Raw genomic sequence first — 15,660 nt, forward strand, 5'->3', positions numbered from 1 at the left:
CGCCGATGTCCGAACCAACGAACGAGCTGCTGCTCGAGGTCGAAGACCTCCAGGTGGAGTTCCGCACGGCCGACGGCGTCGCCAACGTGCTCAACGGCGTGAGCTACTCCGTGCACGCCGGCGAAACCCTTGCCGTGCTGGGTGAATCCGGCTCCGGCAAGAGCGTGACCGCGCAGACCATCATGGGCATCCTCGACATGCCGCCGGGGGTGATCACCGGAGGTTCGATCCGCTACCGCGGCGAGGACCTGCTCACGGCCACGCCCGAGCGGCGGCGCGAGCTGCGCGGCACCGAGATCGCGATGATCTTCCAGGACGCGCTCTCGGCCCTGAACCCCGTGTTCACCGTCGGGTTCCAGATCGAGGAACAGCTGCGCGTGCGCCAGGGGATGTCCAAACAGGACGCCCGCAAACGCGCGATCGAGCTGCTGGACCTGGTGCGCATCCCGGCCGCCGCGCGGCGGGTGAAGGACTACCCGCACCAGTTCTCGGGCGGCATGCGCCAGCGCGCGATGATCGCGATGTCGCTGGCGCTCGACCCCGTGCTGCTGATCGCGGACGAGCCGACCACGGCACTCGACGTGACCGTGCAGGCCCAGATCATGGACCTGCTCGGCGAGATCCAGCGCGAACGGCAGATGGGGCTCGTCCTCATCACCCACGACCTGGGTGTGGTCGCGGAGGTCGCCGACCGGATCGCCGTGATGTACGCGGGCCGGATCGTGGAGCAGGCCGACGTGCACGAGCTGTTCAAGTCGCCGGGCCACCCGTACACGGGGGCGCTGATGGACTCGCTGCCGCGGCTGGACCTCAAGGGGCAGACACTGGAGACCATCAAGGGCCTGCCGCCGAGCCTGCTCGACATCCCTTCGGGTTGTCCGTTCCACCCGCGGTGCAAACGGGCGGAGCAACGCTGTTCGGAGGAACGACCGTCGTTGCACAGCCTCGGTTTCGGCCGGGTCAGTGCGTGTCACTTCGCCGAAGAGGTGGTGGGAAGCCGTGGCTGAGCCGATTCTCAGGGTGCAGGAGCTGGTGAAGCACTTCCCGGTGCGCCAGGGCGTGCTGTTCAAGCGCACCATCGGGCACGTCAAGGCCGTCGACGGCGTCTCGTTCGACCTGGCGCCGGGCGAGACGCTCGGCGTGGTGGGCGAGTCGGGCTGCGGCAAGTCGACGCTCGCGCAGGTGCTGATGCGCCTGGAGGAGCCGACCGCGGGCGGGGCGACGTTCGAGGGCCGCGACATCTTCAAGCTGCGCGGCGGCGAGCTGCGCCGGCTGCGGCGCGAGATCCAGATCGTGCTGCAGGACCCGTACACGTCGCTGAACCCGCGGATGACCGTCGGCGACATCGTCGGCGAGCCGTTCGAGATCCACACCGAGGTGGCGCCGAAGGGTTCGCGCGCGCAGAAGGTGCGTGAGCTGCTGGAGGTGGTGGGGCTCAACCCCGAGCACCTCAACCGCTACCCGCACCAGTTCTCGGGCGGGCAGCGCCAGCGCATCGGCATCGCGCGGGCGCTCGCGCTGCGGCCGAAGGTGATCATCTGCGACGAGCCGGTGTCCGCTTTGGACGTCTCCATCCAGGCGCAGGTGATGAACCTGCTCGGCGACCTGCAGACGGAGTTCGGGCTGTCGTACGTGTTCATCGCGCACGACCTGTCCGTGGTGCGCCACCTCGCCACGCGCGTGGCCGTGATGTACCTGGGCAAGATCGTGGAGATCGGCACCGAGGACGAGATCTACGAGCGGCCCTCGCACCCGTACACGCAGGCGCTGCTCTCGGCTGTGCCCGTGGCCGACCCGGAGGTGCGCGGGCAGCGGCAGATCATCCGGCTCGAAGGTGACCCGCCGAGCCCGCTCGACCCGCCGTCGGGCTGTCGGTTCCGCACGCGGTGCTGGAAGGCGCAGGACATCTGCGCCACCGAGGACCCCGAGCTGTCGCCGCGCACCGACGGTCACCTCTCGGCGTGCCACTTCGCGGAAGCCCGGTCCGTGGTGCCCTGACTTTAGTCGGGTTCCTCCGCTTGGCGATTGCTGCAACGTGTGTCCGGTATGTACGTTGCATTGTCGGTTTTCGCGTTGGAGGAGGACCCGTGAAGAGACCCAGACTGCTTCTCGCCGTGTTGGCGGTACCCCTGCTCGGTGCGACTGCTTTCGTGCCGGTCGCGTCGGCAGGGGTGTCCGGCCCGGTCACGGAGTTCACGGTGCTGGCGCGTTCGGACGTCGGCGCCGCCGTGGCCGCGGTCGAGGCCGCCGGCGGGACGGTGGTGGCCCGCAACGACGCCGTCGGCCTGATCACGGCTTCGGCGCCGGCTTCGGGCTTCGTGGCGCGGGTGTCGTCCAGCAGCGCGGTGTTCGGCGCGGCCCGGTCGAAGGCGATCGGGTCGGCGCCGCGCGACGGCAAGAAGGTGAAGCACGACGCGGTCGAGAAGGAGGGCCGGGCTTCGGGTTCTTCGGGTTCTTCGGGTGCCAAGCGCGGCGCTTCCGGTACAGACCCGCTCGACGACCAGCTCTGGGGCCTGAAGTCCACCCGGTCGGACCTCGCACGCACCAAGCAGCCCGGCGACAAGCGCGTGAAGGTCGGCATCATCGACACCGGCGTCGACGCGAGTCACCCGGACATCGCGCCGAACTTCGACCGCGCCGACTCGCGGAACTTCACGCGCGACATCGTGGCGGACGTCAACGGCGCCGTGGTGGACGGCCCGTGTGAGTACCGCGGCTGCGTCGACCCCGCGGACCACGACGACAACGGCCACGGCACCCACGTCGCCGGCACGATCGGCGCGGCGGTGAACGGCTTCGGCGTCTCGGGCGTCGCCCCGGGCGTCTCGCTGGTGAACATCCGCGCCGGCCAGGACTCGGGCTTCTTCTTCCTGCAGCCGACCGTCGACGCGCTGACCTACGCCGGCGACGCGGGCATCGACGTGGTCAACATGAGCTTCTACACCGACCCGTGGCTCTACAATTGCCGCGCCAACCCGGCCGACTCCGCCGAGGAACAGGCCGAGCAGCGCACCGTCATCGAGGCCACCACGCGCGCGCTGAACTACGCGCACCGCAAGGGCGTTTCGATGGTCGTCGCGCTGGGCAACGAGCACACGGACCTCGGCGCGCCCCTGCCGGACGCCACGAGCCCGGACTACCCGAGCACGGCCGCGCACCCGCGGCAGATCGACAACGCGTCCTGCCTGTCGATGCCCACGGAAGGCCCGCACACGATCGGTGTCGCCGCTTTCGGTCCGTCGCAGGCGAAGGCGGACTACTCCAATTACGGGACCGAGCAGATCTCGGTTTCCGCGCCGGGCGGGTATTACCGGGACGGCTTCGGGACGCCTTGGTTCCAGAAGGTGGAGAACGAGATCCTGTCAGCCTATCCGCGCAACGTGGCCGTGGCCGAGGGGAACGTCGACGCGGCCGGGAACGTGACTCCGGCCGGGGTTGCCGCGGGCGTGCAGAAGGCCGTCGCCCGTGACGGCCGGGTCGGGTACTACCAGTGGCTGCAGGGGACTTCGATGGCCACGCCGCACGCCGCGGGCGTGGCGGCGCTGATCGTTTCGGAGTACGGGAAGAAGTCGGGTTCCGGTTTCGGGATGGACCCGGACGCCGTTCAGCGGGTGTTGGAGGGAACGGCTTCGCCGATCGCCTGCCCGGTGCCACGGACGGTGGACTACCTGGACGAGGGCCGGGACGAGTCGTTCACGGCTACTTGCAACGGGAATGCTGCGTTCAACGGGTTTTACGGTCATGGCGCGGTGGATGCTTACGCGGCTGTGACGCGCGGGGCGAAGTACGTGAAGTAGTCGGTCTTGGTGGGTTGACGGCCCCGTGTCGAGGTTTTCTCTGCCTTGGCGCGGGGCCGTTCTGTTTGCCGGGATATTGCGGTGAGAATGGGCTGGTGAAAGTCGAGATCGTCCGAGTCGTGGACGCGGCGCGAGGCTTGGTGCGGTTCAGGTCGGCGGCCGGTAGTGCTTCGGGTTTCTGGAAAGGATCAGGGCCGGCGGTGCTCGGGGAGGTGCACGTCGAGCTCGACTTGCCGGCTGAGGTATCGGAGTGGGAAGTCGTTCCCGGGCTCGGGTTCGCGCTCGAGGGCGGTCTTCGCGAGGATGCCCAGGCATCGCTGACCGGAGAGGTGCTGGCTGTCGATGACGTCGTCACCCTGCGGGTCGGCGGCGACGTGGTGCTGGTGGAGTTTTCCGGGCCGGTGCCTCGGGTCGGGCAGAGGGTTCGGGTTGCGGCCGCGGAGGTGCACCTCTACCCGTACCGCCTCTGAACTGCAGCCGGAGTGATTCGAGCGTCCCCACCGGTGAATCGGCAGTCGGGGCATTGACACCACAAACCGGCGCACCCAACGATGGAGCCGGCGCGTCGAGTGCCGCGCCTGGGGGGTGGGGGCTGTGCGTTGTGGTGGGTGGGCCAAGGTGGCCGTGGTCGGGATGGTCGTGGCGGGGCTGATGGCCGGGGCCGGGGCGGCGAGCGCCGCGACCACCGTGCCGATCTCGGCGCCCGGGGGCTACGCGAGTGATCCGTCCGGTACGCCGGCCGCGGGGAAGCACACGCGGGCGCTCGGGGCGGCGGTCACGGTACCGGCCGGGGAGACGCGGTACGTCAGCAGCAAGCTGAACGTCACCGGCGCCGCGCAGGTCACGGAGGTGTCGCACCTCGTGTACTGCCGGCGGCCGGGGCAGACGGTGAACGCGGCGCAGCTGGTGAGCGGGCAGAACGTGCTCGCGAACACCGCGACGACGTTGCTCACCCGCGGGTTCGTGACGGCGCCGGTGGACAGTGCGCTGACGTGCGCGGTGTATGCGCAGTTCGTGAACCACGCGGCGAACGTGAGTGGCCACATCTCGGTGCTGGCGTCGTCGTACCTGCAGGACGTCGACGGGCCCATTGCCGCGGTGAAGCAGACGTTCAACGGCAAGGTGCTGGTGAACTCCTCAGCGACTGCGAACTCCGTCTCATTCACCGCGCCCGCCGGGGCGACGGCGGTGCAGGCGATCGGGGACGTGAACATCACCGTCTGCTACAACGCGGACAACGGGCTCTGCCAACGTTCGGCCGGCGCGCGCATGGACGGCGCGAACTCGCTGGTCGGCACGCAGCTCGTGGTGAACCAGCTCGACGCGAACGGCAACGTCTGCAACACCACCACCAACGGTCCCCTCGCCGGGGTGACCGTGACGAACACCGTCCACCACTTCAAGATCAACACCTGGGTGACGAATGCCCCGATCGTCGCGGCGTGTTCGCGCGATTTCGTGGTGTACACCAGGGTTACGGCCAACGCGGCGCACAACTCGTTCCTGATCGAGGCCAACAACCAGAGCGTCGGCGCGGCTTTCGTGCCCTGAGCCGAGTGCTGCGGTGGGCGGCCGGGGGTTGCACACTGGCGGCATGCGGATCGGTATCGGAATTCCCAACACGGTGCCCGGCACGAGTGGGCCGGTGGTGCTCGAGTGGGCGCGCCGGGCGGAGCGGCGTGGGTTTGTGTTCGTGTCGACGATCGGGCGGGTGGCGTATCCGTCGCTGGACTCGTTGACGGCGCTGGCGGGTGTGGCGGGGGCGACGAGCACCATCGGGCTGGTCACCAACGCGGTGCTGGGGCCGACGTATCCGGACGCGGTGCTGGCGAAGGTGGCCGGGACCGTGGCTTCGTTGGCGGAAGGGCGGCTGACGCTCGGGCTCGGTGTGGGGGCGCGGGAGTCGGATTACCTGCCGGTGGACCGGGATTTCGCCGGGCGGGGCGCGGCGTTCGATCGCCAGTTGAGCTACCTGAAGCGGGCGTGGCGCGGTGAAGCGGTGGCCGAAGGGGATTTCCCGGGCGAGAGCAGGGCCGTGGTGCCGGAGCCGCCGGGGATACCGATCCTGATCGGTGGGCACAGCAAGCGGGCGGTGCGGCGGACGGTCGAGCACGCGGCCGGCTGGACGGGCGCCGGTGGTGGGCCGGCGCGAGCGGAGCCGACGGTGAAGGAGATCCGGCAAGCGTGGGCGGAAGCCGGCCGCGGAGGCGAACCGCGGTTGCTGGGGTTGGCGTATTTCTCGACGTCGCGGCCCGAGAGCGGCGACGAGTACCTGCGCTCCTACTACGCGTACGCCGGAGATCACGCCGACACGATCGCCGACGGAGCGGTGCGGACGCCGGAGAAGATCAGGGCCATCGTGCGGGACTTCGAAGCGGCGGGGCTGAACGAGCTCACGTTCACGCCGACCGTGGCGGATCCGGACGAGGTCGACCGGCTGGCCGACCTCGTCCTCTAGACCGAAACGCCCGAAACGATCACCGGTTCGAAGCCGACTTCACGAACTTCCCCAGATCCTTCGACTGCTGGATCCGCGTCGGTTCGTGCACGTACATCATGTGCCCGGCCGGGTAGTACGCCGTCTCGATGTTCTCGCGCAGTTCGTCCGGGATCTGCAGGTGGGCGAGCACGTGCTCGGACGCGAAGTACGCCGTGGCGCCGTCGTAGTGACCGAACGCGACGTGGACCTTCAGGTGCGGGTTCGCGCGCATGGCGGCGCTCACGGAGTCCACAACGGACACGAACCGGCCCTCGAAGTCCTTGTACGACCACGCCTTGAAGACATCGCCGGACAGGATCTCGTACGGCAGGTCGTTCTGGTAGCCGAGCTCGGCGCGGATGTAGTGGTTGAAGCCCGCCGAGTAGGCGCCGATGATGCGCGAGATGGACGCGTCGTCGCTCATGTGCTCGCGGCCGCCGTCGACCTCCCACGTGGTGAAGCGGCCATCCATGCGGCCGACGAGCAGGCCGCGGTCGCGCAGCAGCTCCGTGAAGAAGCGGACGTGCTCGATCCGCAGGTTCACCCGGTCCACATAGGACTCCGAAAGCCCCGTCAGTGAAGCGAGCGTAGCCACGGCCTCCGCCCGGTCCTGAGTGGACAGCCGTGCACCACGAGCCAGGGCCCACGGCAGTTCCTTCGACGCGAAGTCCTCGGCGTCGGCGAGCACGTCGTCGAGGGGCCGCTCGCCGTGGAAGCCGTGGTAGTGCGCGATGGCCGCGTAGGTGGGCACGTAGAGCGAGTACGGCAGGTCGTTGCCGTCTTGGAAGCGCAGCGTGCCCATGTCGAGCACGGACGAGATGAGCAGCAGCCCGTTGAGGTACAGGCCGTAGCGGTCCTGCAGGTGCCCGGCCAGCGCGGCCGCGCGCAGCGTGCCGTATGACTCGCCGGCCAGGAACTTCGGCGACAGCCAGCGCTCGTCGCGCGAGACCCACAGCCGGATGATCTCGGCGACCGACTCGATGTCGCCCTGGAACCCGGTGTAGTCCTTCGACTCGCCGCCCTCGGTCACGCGCGAGTAGCCCGTGGAGACCGGGTCGATGAACACCAGGTCGCTGTGCTGGAGGAGCGTCTCGGTGTTGTCCTCGAGCCCGTATGGCGGCGGCACCAGGTCGTCGACGTCACCCGAGAGCACCCGCCGCGGGCCCAGCAGGCCCATGTGCAGCCAGATGCTGGACGAGCCGGGGCCGCCGTTGAACGCGAACGTGACCGGGCGCGTGCCCGGGTCGGCGTCGTCGAGCGTGTACGCGGTGAGGAAGACCTCGGCCTTGGGCTTGTGGCCCTCCGACTTCCCGTCCTTCTGCACCTCCTGGCGCAGCACCACGCGACCGGCCTGCGCGGTGTAGGCCAGTTTGCGGCGTTTGACCGTGAGCGTGTGGTGCGTGGTCACGAGGTCGTCGACGGGCTCCGGCGGCTTCTCCGCGGTGGCCGGCTTTTCAGGGGTCTCTTCGGTGGTGTCCGACATGGACCCAACTTAGCCAACCTCGCTGTGGAAAGCTGACGGAATGCGCTGGCCCGCCACGATTCCCGAAGCCCGTGAGGCCCAGGACGCGCTCCGCCGCCGCGTGGACCTCACCGACGCCCGCCCGGCGCCGGCGACGGTGACCGGCCTCGACGTCGCGTACGACCCCGCCGGCACGCGCATCGCCGCCGCCGCGGTCACGCTCGCCCTCGACGACCTGCGCGTGGTCGAGGAACGCGTGGTCACGGGCGAGGTCACCTTCCCGTACGAGCCGGGCCTGTTCGCCTTCCGCGAGCTGCCGCCGCTGCTCGACGCCGTCGCCGCGCTCACCCACCCGCCCGAGGTGTTCGCCTGCGACGGCCACGGCCTCGCCCACCCGCGGCGCTTCGGGCTCGCGTGCCACCTCGGGGTGCTCACGGGAACCCCGGCGTTCGGCGTCGGCAAGACCCGGCTCGTCGGCACCCACGCGGAGCCCGGCCCGCAACCCGGCGACACCGCCCCGCTGCTGGACGGCGACGAGCAGGTCGACGCCGTCGTGCGCACGCGGCCCGGCGTGAAGCCGGTGTACGTCTCCGCGGGCCACCTGATCAACCTCGACCACGCCGTCCGGCTCACGCTCGCGTTGAGCCCGCGCTACCGCCTTCCCGAGACGACGCGCGCCGCCGACCACCTCTGCCGCGCGGCCCTGGCCGGCCGCTGATGGACACCCTCGCGGACCTCGACGCCGCGGTCATCGAGTGCCGCGCGTGCCCGCGGCTGGTGGCGTGGCGCGAGAACGTGGCGGCCACGAAGCGCGCCGCCTACCTCGAAGACGAGTAGTGGGCCACGCTCGTGCGCGGCTTCGGCCCGGCGAACGCCGCGCTGGCCGTGCGGACTCATCCTCCGCGCCACCCGTCTCGTCTCGCCCGTCCGCTGCGCGCCACCCGAGAACAAGCCGACGCCGGCCGAGCGCGACACCTGCCGCCACTGGCTCGCCGACGTGGGGTGGCCGGTCCCGTCGCCGAGGCTGTCGGTCACCAAGCCCGGCCACGGGACCGTCGTCGGGCTTGGTGACCGACAGCTGCACGGCTGCTACCACGTGTCACCCCGTAATGTCCAGACGGGCCGTGTGACTCACGCGATGGTGTGTGACGTGTTCGCCTCCGCGGCCAGGGCCGCAGGCCTCTTCTGAATCGTTACCGCCTGCATGGCGATGCTGGTCACAGCGGGGCGGGGTACCCGAGCGATACGGCTCGGCAAGTGCGACTATGGAGTCATGGCTGTTAAGTCGGAACCGACTCGGATCCTGATCCTCGGTGGTGGATACGTCGGCCTGTACACCGCGTACGGGCTCCAGAAGATGCTGCGCGCCAACGAGGCCTCCGTGACCGTCGTTGACCCTCAGCCGCACATGACCTACGCGCCGTTCCTGCCCGAGGCGGCGGCCGGCGCGATCGAACCCCGTCACGTGGTGGTGCCGCTGCGCCGCGTGCTCAAGCGCTGCCACGTGCTCACCGCGCGCGTGACGAAGATCGAGAACGAGCGCAAGGCCGTCACGGTCGAGGCCGCCGACGGCCACATCGAGACGCTGAACTACGACGTGCTCGTGGTCGCGCTCGGCGCCGTCGCCCGCATCCTCCCGATCCCGGGCCTGGCGGAGCAGGGCATCGCCTTCAAGACCATCGGCGAGGCCATCTACCTGCGCAACCACATCATGACCAAGCTCGACGAGGCGGCCAGCACCCTCGACCCCGAGCTGCGCAAGCGCCTGCTGACCTTCACGGTCGTCGGCGGCGGCTTCGCCGGCATCGAGGCGCTGGCCGAGCTCGAGGACATGACCCGGTTCGCGGTGGAGAACTACTACCCGAACATCAAGCCCGCCGACATCCGCTGGGTGCTCGTCGAGGCCGCCGGGCGGATCCTGCCCGAGGTGCGCGAGACGCTCGGCGTGTACACGGTGCAGCAGCTGGAGAAGCGCGGCATCGAGGTCTACCTGTCGACGGCGGCGAAGTCGTTCGAAAACGGTCACGTCGTGCTGTCGGACGGAACCGAGTTCGACACCGACACGCTCATCTGGACGGCCGGTGTGAAGGCCAACCCGGTGCTCGCCGACTCCGACCTGCCGCTCGACAAGCGCGGCCGCGTCGAGGCCACCGCCGCGATGCAGGTCGTCGGCCACCCCGAGGTGTGGACGGCGGGCGACAACGCCGCCATCCCCGACCTCTCGCGCACCGAGCAGGACCCGACGGCGACGTGCCCGCCCAACGCGCAGCACGCCGTGCGCCAGGCCACGCTGCTGGCCAAGAACATCATCAAGGTCCTGCGCGGCGGCCAGCCGAAGGACTACTTCCACAAGAACCTCGGTGCGGTCGCCAGCCTCGGCCTGCACAAGGGTGTCGCCGACGCGCTGAACCTGAAGATCAAGGGCTTCCCGGCCTGGCTCTTCCACCGCGCGTACCACCTCAAGGCGATGCCGACGTGGAACCGCAAGACCCGCATCCTGTTCGACTGGATGCTCGGCGGCCTGTTCCGCCGTGAGGTGATCTCGCTCGGGCAGATCAACAATCCGAAGGAAGAGTTCGCCCGGGTTTCGAAGGGCTGAGTGTTCCCACGCCGAAGCCGGACCTCCTCGACGGGAGGTCCGGCTTCGGTCGTTTTACGGCTCGACCAGGCGGTAGCGGGCCATCATGCAGTCGTCCTCGTGGTCGAGGATGTGGCAGTGCCAGACGTAGCCCTGCAGGTCCATGTTCATGCCGGGCATCGCTGTGGCGGCCGGGGTGAACGTCGCGTCCGGGTCGAAGCCGAGCTCGTCGGCCGTCGGGAAGTGCACGAGGAAGCGCGTGACGGTGTTCTGCGGACAGTTCACGGTGTCCTTCGGCCCCGCTTCCCACGGCGCGGGCGGCTGCGGCGGGCCGATGAGGAAGTCGTCCGGCGGCGGCGCCCATTCCGTGTGCAGGGGCGGGCGCGGGTTCGCCAGTGAGTAGGCGACCGGGTCGAACATCTGGCGGTTGAGCAGGTGCAGGTTCACCAGGTGCAGGTGCACGGGGTGGTCCTCGATGGTGAGGTTCACGACCTCCCACAGCTCCGTGGTGCCCTGGCGCGGCATCGCGATCGGGTCGTCCTCGAAGCACAGGTTGTTGAGCGACATGCCGATCGGCGGCCAGCGCGTGAGCTTGAGGTCCTGGGTGAGCGTGACGACGCGGCGGCGATCGGGCGCCGACGGCTTTTTCGTGACACGCAAGCGAGTCGGCAGTGCTTGCTGGTGACCTTTCGCGCCCGTGCTGGTGAACCGCACGACTTCGGGCAGTGGCTGCGCGCCGGTGACGAGGGCGATGAGCGCGGCTTCGGTCTGGTCGTTGATCAGGTCGACGTGCTCGCCCTTTTCGAGGTCCGAGAAGTCGACCACGAGGTCGGCGCGCTCGCCGGGCGTGAGGCGGATGTCGGTGGTGACGACGGGGGCGTCGAGCAGGCCGGCGTCGTTGCCGATCACGTGGAACGGGCGCCGGTCGCGCAAGAACAGGTGGTACGCGCGGAAGTTCGACGCGTTGAGCACCCGGAACCGGTACTGGCCGCGGGCGACCGCCGCGTACGGCGAGACCTTGCCGTTGACGGTCATGCGATCGCCGATCTGGCCGCCGTCCCAGTGGCCCTGCGGCACGAGGGTGAGGGTGCGGTAGTTGAGCGAGCCGTCGGCGTGGAAGCGGCGGTCGGCCAGGATCAGCGGGAGCTCGAACTCGCCGCTGGGCAGCCGCCACGCGTTGGTGCGGTCGCCGGTGTCGCCTTCGTCGCGCAGGAGGTACATGCCGGCGAGTCCCGCGTGGACGTTCAGGCGCGTGAGGCCCATGCCGTGGTCGTGGTACCAGAGACCGGCGGCGGGCTGGCGGTTTTCGTGGCGGTAGGTGCGGCTTTCGCCGGGGTGGAAGACGTCCATGGGGTGGCCGTCCATCTCGGGCGGCGTGACGGCGCCGTGCAGGTGGACCGAACTGTGGGGCCTGGTGCGGCTTTCTTCGGACGCGCCGTCGAGCGTGGGGTCGACGTCTGCGGCGAAGAGGTGCTTGCCCAGGTTGTTGTCGAAGGTCAGCTCGAGGCGCTGGTTCGCGCGGGCCTCGATGGTGGGACCGAGGTACTCGGCGCCGCCGTAGGACCAGGTGGGCGCGGGGGCGAGGTCGCGGTGGAAACGGTGGGTGGACTCGGCCATGGCGAGGCGCTGGTCGCCGCGGATCGTCTGCGGGATCGGGAGCTCGTCGACGTAGGGCGCGAGGTCGGGCGAGGGGAAGGTGCGGAGGTCCACGTCGGTTCGCGGTCTGGCCGGGATCGCGGCGGTGGCCGCGGTGGCCGCGGTGGCTTTGAACAGCCGTCGACGGGAAATGCCTTCTGCCATGGGAGGTTCCTGTCCAAGTGATAGTGAGCTATCAGTTGGTAGTGTAGGGCATGCCCCCGCAGCCGCTGCGTGCTGACGCCGCCCGCAACGCCCGCCGCATCGTCGACGCCGCCTACTCGGTCTTCACCGCCGGCGGCGTCACCGTGCCGATGGAGGAGATCGCCGCGGCGGCCGGCGTCGGCGTCGCGACGCTGTACCGGCGATTCCCCCACAAGCAGGACCTGGTGCGCGCGGTGCTGGAGGCGCGGTTCGACGAGGCGATCGCGCCCGTGCTGTCCCGAGCCGCCTCCCTCGACGATCCGCGGGAGGGCGTTTACGTCGCACTGGAGGCGGCCGTCGGTCTGGCGGCCGCCGAGCAACCCCTGTTCGCCGCGGCCAACAACGTGGGCGCGCTGACGATGGACCTGGCCTGGCGCTTCTTCTCGCCGGTGGCCGCCCTGGTGACCGCCGGGCAGGCCTCGGGGGCGTTCCGCCCGGACCTCGTGCCCGACGACGTCCCGCGCCTGGTGCTGATGCTGCTGGGCACGTTGCCGTCATTCCCCGCGGGCGCCTCGGAGGGCTGGCGGCGGTACCTGGACCTGCTGATGGACGCGCTCGGCCCGGTCGGCGCCTCGGAGCTCGCGCCGGCATCCGCTGTGGCGGATCACACGCCGCACATCTGACGTCCCGCGGCGGCCCCGCTAAGGTGTCGGTGCCCCCGTAGCCCAACTGGCAGAGGCAGTCGACTTAAAATCGACCCAGTGCGGGTTCGAACCCCGTCGGGGGCACTGCCGGCGCAGGTCAGGGCGTTTCCCCTGGCTCTTCGCCAAGATCAACCCCCGGTTTATCCCCGGAATTGGCTGAGCCCCGTCGATCCACATGCTTTCCATCGCGATCGCGTTGTCACGAGAGACGACCGTGCGGCCCATGTAGACGTCCTGGGTGATCGATGGCCGGGCGTGCCCGAGCTGGTCGGCGATCTGGCGTGAGCTGAGCTTCGCGTCGTCAAGGCGGCCCCTCCGGGGCGGCTGAGCACCGTGTTTAACCCGCGGGCAAGCGACCATCCACCGGCGGGGCCGTCAACAGGTCTATTGATCAAGAGATGTCCTCGCCGGACGGGCAGGTCTCCAGGATGGTCGAGCCGAGCACGCCAGTTGCGTCCGTGTGTGCCTGTCGTCCATCCCGACCTCCCGCGGGCTATCAAGCCTGTCAAGGGCGCAGTCCCGAGGTATGCCGGCGGCAGGCAAGCCGGTGCGCCGTTGACAGGCTCGATCGGGCTGGCGCCAGTCGGCGGCATGGACGAAGAGGCCCTGCTTGTAGTTAATCTCGGAACTGGGTGCGTGCTGGCATGATCAGTACAACTAGCCCCGGCAGTGATGGACCAGCCGATGAGGACTTGGCTGTGCTGTCGTGTCGGATCAGAGCTGGTCGTTGTCCGAGTCGCGTGCCCATTGGTTTTTCGGCCGCAGACGCGAGAGGATCCTGGGGGCCTCGTCGCGGACCCCGTCGTCGTCATCGGCAGCGAGCTCGTGCAGTTGCTGGATCAGCCGATCCGCGCCTGCGGTCGTCATCCGCTCCGGGTTGCAGTCCAGACCGGCCACGAGCTCATCTCTGGTCGAGAACTCGACGGCTCGGCTGCTCCCCAGCAGCACGCAGCGCAGGCCAGCCGTGTCCTTGCGTGTGAGCAGGGCCTCCGCGGTCTCCTGGGTGACCGCGGAGTCTCGGAGATCCAAGAGGAGACGGTGGAGGACGTCCGTGATTCCGTCGATCTTGTCCGATGCCGCGAGCCGCCGACCGGCCGATGCGCGGACGGACCAGTCTGGGGAGTCGGCGTCCTGAGCGGCGGCGGTCAGTTCTTGATCGTCGGGAGACGCCATGCCCCCAGCCTTCCAGGGACGTCGTTGATCTTCACTCGATTTCCTAGGCCCTCACTGAGTAGGTGACCGGTGAGTCGCTGGATTGCCAGTCAACTGCCAGAAATCAATGCCAGAAGTCGACAACGGTTGGCGCACAGCGGCAGAGGTAGGAACCAGACCAGAACGTCAGGGGTTCGAATCTCTAGGCCCGTACCGACACAGTCCTGCCTCACAGTGCCGCACTGCTGCCCGCGAAAGCCGCAAGTCACCGGGCACGTCGACTCCTTAGCTCGACAAGCCAGTCCCGCACCTGGCTGTCGTCATGCAGGTAATCCTCGCCAGGCCCATGACGCAGATCGATTCCGAAGAGAAGTTGCAAGGCCCACAGGCTCAGCTCATCCCACGAGAGACCGTCATCAGTCAGCCACCGACCAGCCCACCGGTCGGCAGCGTCACGGCTCATTCGCCCGTCAAGAAGCGCGACGAAATGCGCCTCGATCTCGTCCAAGTCCGGCTGCTCACCAGCGATCACGCATCGACCGTACCCGCCGTCGTGGCTGGTGAGCGCCAACAACGCTCGACGACACTTGGCAGTCGCCGATGTGGACCGAAAATCGACCCGGCGCAGGTCAGAGCCGCGACAAGGGGCGCAAGCAAGATCAAGTCCCCCTCGGGGGCGAAGGTGTTGCGGGTCCGATGATGCGCAGCGCGTGGCGGGGCACGGTGACTTCCACTTCGCCGTTGAGCTCGTCGAGGTCGCGGTGCAGCACGAGCGCGGTGAGCGGCGGGGTGGTGGCTAGCAGGACCCGGGCGAGCGGAATGGTCCGGACCACCTCGAGGACGCGGGCCCGTGCTCGCAGCGCCGGGGACGGGCGCGGGCCTGGGCTGCCGAGGACGACTTCTTCCGGCCGGTAGTACACCGTTCCCCGCGTCGCGCCGTTGCCGGGGGCCGTGGGGTTGATCGGCAGGTCGCCGACGTGCAGGCCGTTGGTGTCGTGGCGTGCGGGGCCGAGGGCGGTCCAGCCGAGCAGGCGTGCGGTGACCGCGTCGGTGGGGTGGCGGGTCAGTTCGGCTGTGGGGCCGGTCTGGCGGAGGGTGCCGGCGTCGAGGATGGCCAGGTCGTCGGCGAGGCGGAGTGCTTCGTCGCGGTCGTGCGTAACGTGGATGGCGGGCACGGCCAGGTCGCGCAGCGTCGCGCGCAGTACCTCGCGCAGCTCCTCCCGGACGGGCTGGTCGAGTGCCGAGAGCGGTTCGTCCAGCAGGAGGGCGGCCGGTCGGGCGGCGAGGGCGCGGGCCAGCGCGACCCGTTGCCGTTCCCCGCCGCTGAGTGAGCGAGGCGCGCGGCGGGCGAGGTGGGCGATGCCGAACCGCGCGAGCAGTTCCCCCACTTCCGGGGTGCCCCGGTGGCCGCGCAACGCGGGGGCGAAGCCGACGTTGTCGCGAACGGACAGATGGGGAAACAGGGCGGCGTCCTGGAACACCACGCCGATGCGGCGAAGGTCGGCGGGCAGGCCGGTGATGTCCTCGCCGTCGAGGCGCACCCGCCCGCGCCGCGGCGTGCGGAAGCCGGCGATGGTGTCGAGCAACATGCTCTTGCCCGCGCCCGAGGGGCCGAGCACGACCAGGACGCGGCCGGCGGGCACGGTGAGGTCCAGCGGCCCGAGCCGGAAAGAGCCCGCTCGGGTGAGCAGGTCGGTGACGGTGAGCAC

At 69.5% G+C, this 15,660-nt stretch carries 14 protein-coding genes, 1 tRNA gene and 1 pseudogene; 11 read left to right on the forward strand and 5 right to left on the reverse strand.

Annotated elements, in window-relative coordinates; translation table 11 throughout:
- Positions 1-5: 5 nt before the first annotated feature.
- The 6 genes from ACFY1H_RS35765 (at position 6) to ACFY1H_RS35790 (ending at position 6,255) form a co-directional block, all read left to right on the forward strand.
- Positions 6-1,007 carry an ABC transporter ATP-binding protein gene (locus ACFY1H_RS35765; RefSeq protein WP_386953889.1) on the forward strand — a complete coding sequence of 334 codons (1,002 nt, stop codon included), beginning with the start codon at positions 6-8 and terminating at the stop codon, positions 1,005-1,007.
- The gene (locus tag ACFY1H_RS35770; protein WP_366585655.1) at positions 1,000-1,998 is read left to right on the forward strand and encodes a dipeptide ABC transporter ATP-binding protein; all 999 of its coding nucleotides are present in this window, start codon (positions 1,000-1,002) and stop codon (positions 1,996-1,998) included. The genes ACFY1H_RS35765 and ACFY1H_RS35770 overlap by 8 nt, the downstream gene beginning before the upstream one ends.
- An 89-nt stretch (positions 1,999-2,087) precedes the next feature.
- Positions 2,088-3,797: a S8 family serine peptidase gene (locus tag ACFY1H_RS35775; RefSeq protein WP_386953892.1), complete on the forward strand. Its 1,710-nt coding sequence runs from the start codon at positions 2,088-2,090 to the stop codon at positions 3,795-3,797.
- 95 nt (positions 3,798-3,892) lie between these two features.
- Positions 3,893-4,267, forward strand: coding sequence for a hypothetical protein (locus ACFY1H_RS35780; RefSeq protein ID WP_386953895.1), 375 nt, complete (start codon positions 3,893-3,895; stop codon positions 4,265-4,267).
- A 148-nt stretch (positions 4,268-4,415) separates the two neighbouring features.
- Positions 4,416-5,348, forward strand: coding sequence for a hypothetical protein (locus ACFY1H_RS35785; RefSeq protein ID WP_386953898.1), 933 nt, complete (start codon positions 4,416-4,418; stop codon positions 5,346-5,348).
- A gap of 43 nt (positions 5,349-5,391) precedes the next feature.
- Complete coding sequence (locus ACFY1H_RS35790; RefSeq protein WP_386953901.1) at positions 5,392-6,255, forward strand: LLM class flavin-dependent oxidoreductase; 864 nt, start codon at positions 5,392-5,394, stop codon at positions 6,253-6,255.
- A 19-nt stretch (positions 6,256-6,274) separates the two neighbouring features.
- Here the strand turns inward: ACFY1H_RS35790 and ACFY1H_RS35795 are convergent, their stop codons facing one another.
- Positions 6,275-7,759: a S10 family peptidase gene (locus tag ACFY1H_RS35795; RefSeq protein WP_386953903.1), complete on the reverse strand. Its 1,485-nt coding sequence runs from the start codon at positions 7,757-7,759 to the stop codon at positions 6,275-6,277.
- A 40-nt stretch (positions 7,760-7,799) separates the two neighbouring features.
- Here ACFY1H_RS35795 and ACFY1H_RS35800 point away from each other — a divergent pair, with 40 nt between their 5' ends.
- The 3 genes and pseudogenes from ACFY1H_RS35800 (at position 7,800) to ACFY1H_RS35810 (ending at position 10,337) form a co-directional block, all read left to right on the forward strand.
- Positions 7,800-8,456 (forward strand): endonuclease V, encoded by a 657-nt coding sequence (locus ACFY1H_RS35800; protein WP_386953906.1) that lies wholly within the window; start codon positions 7,800-7,802, stop codon positions 8,454-8,456.
- Positions 8,456-8,927: pseudogene (locus tag ACFY1H_RS35805) on the forward strand (hypothetical protein). The gene ACFY1H_RS35800 and the pseudogene ACFY1H_RS35805 overlap by 1 nt, the downstream one beginning before the upstream one ends.
- A gap of 84 nt (positions 8,928-9,011) precedes the next feature.
- Positions 9,012-10,337 carry an NAD(P)/FAD-dependent oxidoreductase gene (locus ACFY1H_RS35810; RefSeq protein ID WP_366585671.1) on the forward strand — a complete coding sequence of 442 codons (1,326 nt, stop codon included), beginning with the start codon at positions 9,012-9,014 and terminating at the stop codon, positions 10,335-10,337.
- 54 nt (positions 10,338-10,391) lie between these two features.
- On the opposite strand, the gene ACFY1H_RS35815 is transcribed toward ACFY1H_RS35810, so the two are convergent.
- Positions 10,392-12,116, reverse strand: a complete 1,725-nt coding sequence (locus tag ACFY1H_RS35815) for a multicopper oxidase family protein (RefSeq protein WP_386953910.1) — start codon at positions 12,114-12,116, stop codon at positions 10,392-10,394.
- A gap of 50 nt (positions 12,117-12,166) precedes the next feature.
- Between ACFY1H_RS35815 and ACFY1H_RS35820 the strand changes: the two genes are divergently transcribed.
- A complete protein-coding gene (locus ACFY1H_RS35820; protein ID WP_366585675.1) occupies positions 12,167-12,778 on the forward strand; it encodes a TetR family transcriptional regulator in 612 nt (203 codons plus the stop codon).
- 31 nt (positions 12,779-12,809) lie between these two features.
- A tRNA-Leu gene (locus ACFY1H_RS35825) sits at positions 12,810-12,883 on the forward strand.
- Positions 12,884-13,513: 630 nt separating this feature from the next.
- Here ACFY1H_RS35825 and ACFY1H_RS35830 read toward each other — a convergent pair.
- The 3 genes from ACFY1H_RS35830 to ACFY1H_RS35840 all read right to left on the reverse strand — a co-directional run bounded on the left by ACFY1H_RS35830 (position 13,514) and on the right by ACFY1H_RS35840 (position 15,660).
- Positions 13,514-13,972, reverse strand: coding sequence for a hypothetical protein (locus tag ACFY1H_RS35830; RefSeq protein WP_386953913.1), 459 nt, complete (start codon positions 13,970-13,972; stop codon positions 13,514-13,516).
- A 244-nt stretch (positions 13,973-14,216) separates the two neighbouring features.
- Positions 14,217-14,483 (reverse strand): hypothetical protein, encoded by a 267-nt coding sequence (locus tag ACFY1H_RS35835; RefSeq protein ID WP_386953916.1) that lies wholly within the window; start codon positions 14,481-14,483, stop codon positions 14,217-14,219.
- Positions 14,484-14,610: 127 nt separating this feature from the next.
- Positions 14,611-15,660: an ABC transporter ATP-binding protein gene (locus ACFY1H_RS35840; RefSeq protein WP_386953919.1), complete on the reverse strand. Its 1,050-nt coding sequence runs from the start codon at positions 15,658-15,660 to the stop codon at positions 14,611-14,613.

This window comes from Amycolatopsis sp. NPDC001319 (assembly GCF_042896185.1).
Taxonomy (GTDB): domain Bacteria; phylum Actinomycetota; class Actinomycetes; order Mycobacteriales; family Pseudonocardiaceae; genus Amycolatopsis.

Excerpts from the sequence above, each read along its gene's own strand:
- ACFY1H_RS35820 (WP_366585675.1), top strand. The coding sequence starts at position 12,167 with ATGCCCCCGCAGCCGCTGCGTGCTGACGCCGCCCGCAACGCCCGCCGC.
- ACFY1H_RS35795 (WP_386953903.1), bottom strand. The coding sequence starts at position 7,759 with ATGTCGGACACCACCGAAGAGACCCCTGAAAAGCCGGCCACCGCGGAG.
- ACFY1H_RS35830 (WP_386953913.1), bottom strand. The coding sequence starts at position 13,972 with ATGGCGTCTCCCGACGATCAAGAACTGACCGCCGCCGCTCAGGACGCC.
- ACFY1H_RS35790 (WP_386953901.1), top strand. The coding sequence starts at position 5,392 with ATGCGGATCGGTATCGGAATTCCCAACACGGTGCCCGGCACGAGTGGG.
- ACFY1H_RS35815 (WP_386953910.1), bottom strand. The coding sequence starts at position 12,116 with ATGGCAGAAGGCATTTCCCGTCGACGGCTGTTCAAAGCCACCGCGGCC.
- ACFY1H_RS35765 (WP_386953889.1), top strand. The coding sequence starts at position 6 with ATGTCCGAACCAACGAACGAGCTGCTGCTCGAGGTCGAAGACCTCCAG.
- ACFY1H_RS35800 (WP_386953906.1), top strand. The coding sequence starts at position 7,800 with ATGCGCTGGCCCGCCACGATTCCCGAAGCCCGTGAGGCCCAGGACGCG.
- ACFY1H_RS35810 (WP_366585671.1), top strand. The coding sequence starts at position 9,012 with ATGGCTGTTAAGTCGGAACCGACTCGGATCCTGATCCTCGGTGGTGGA.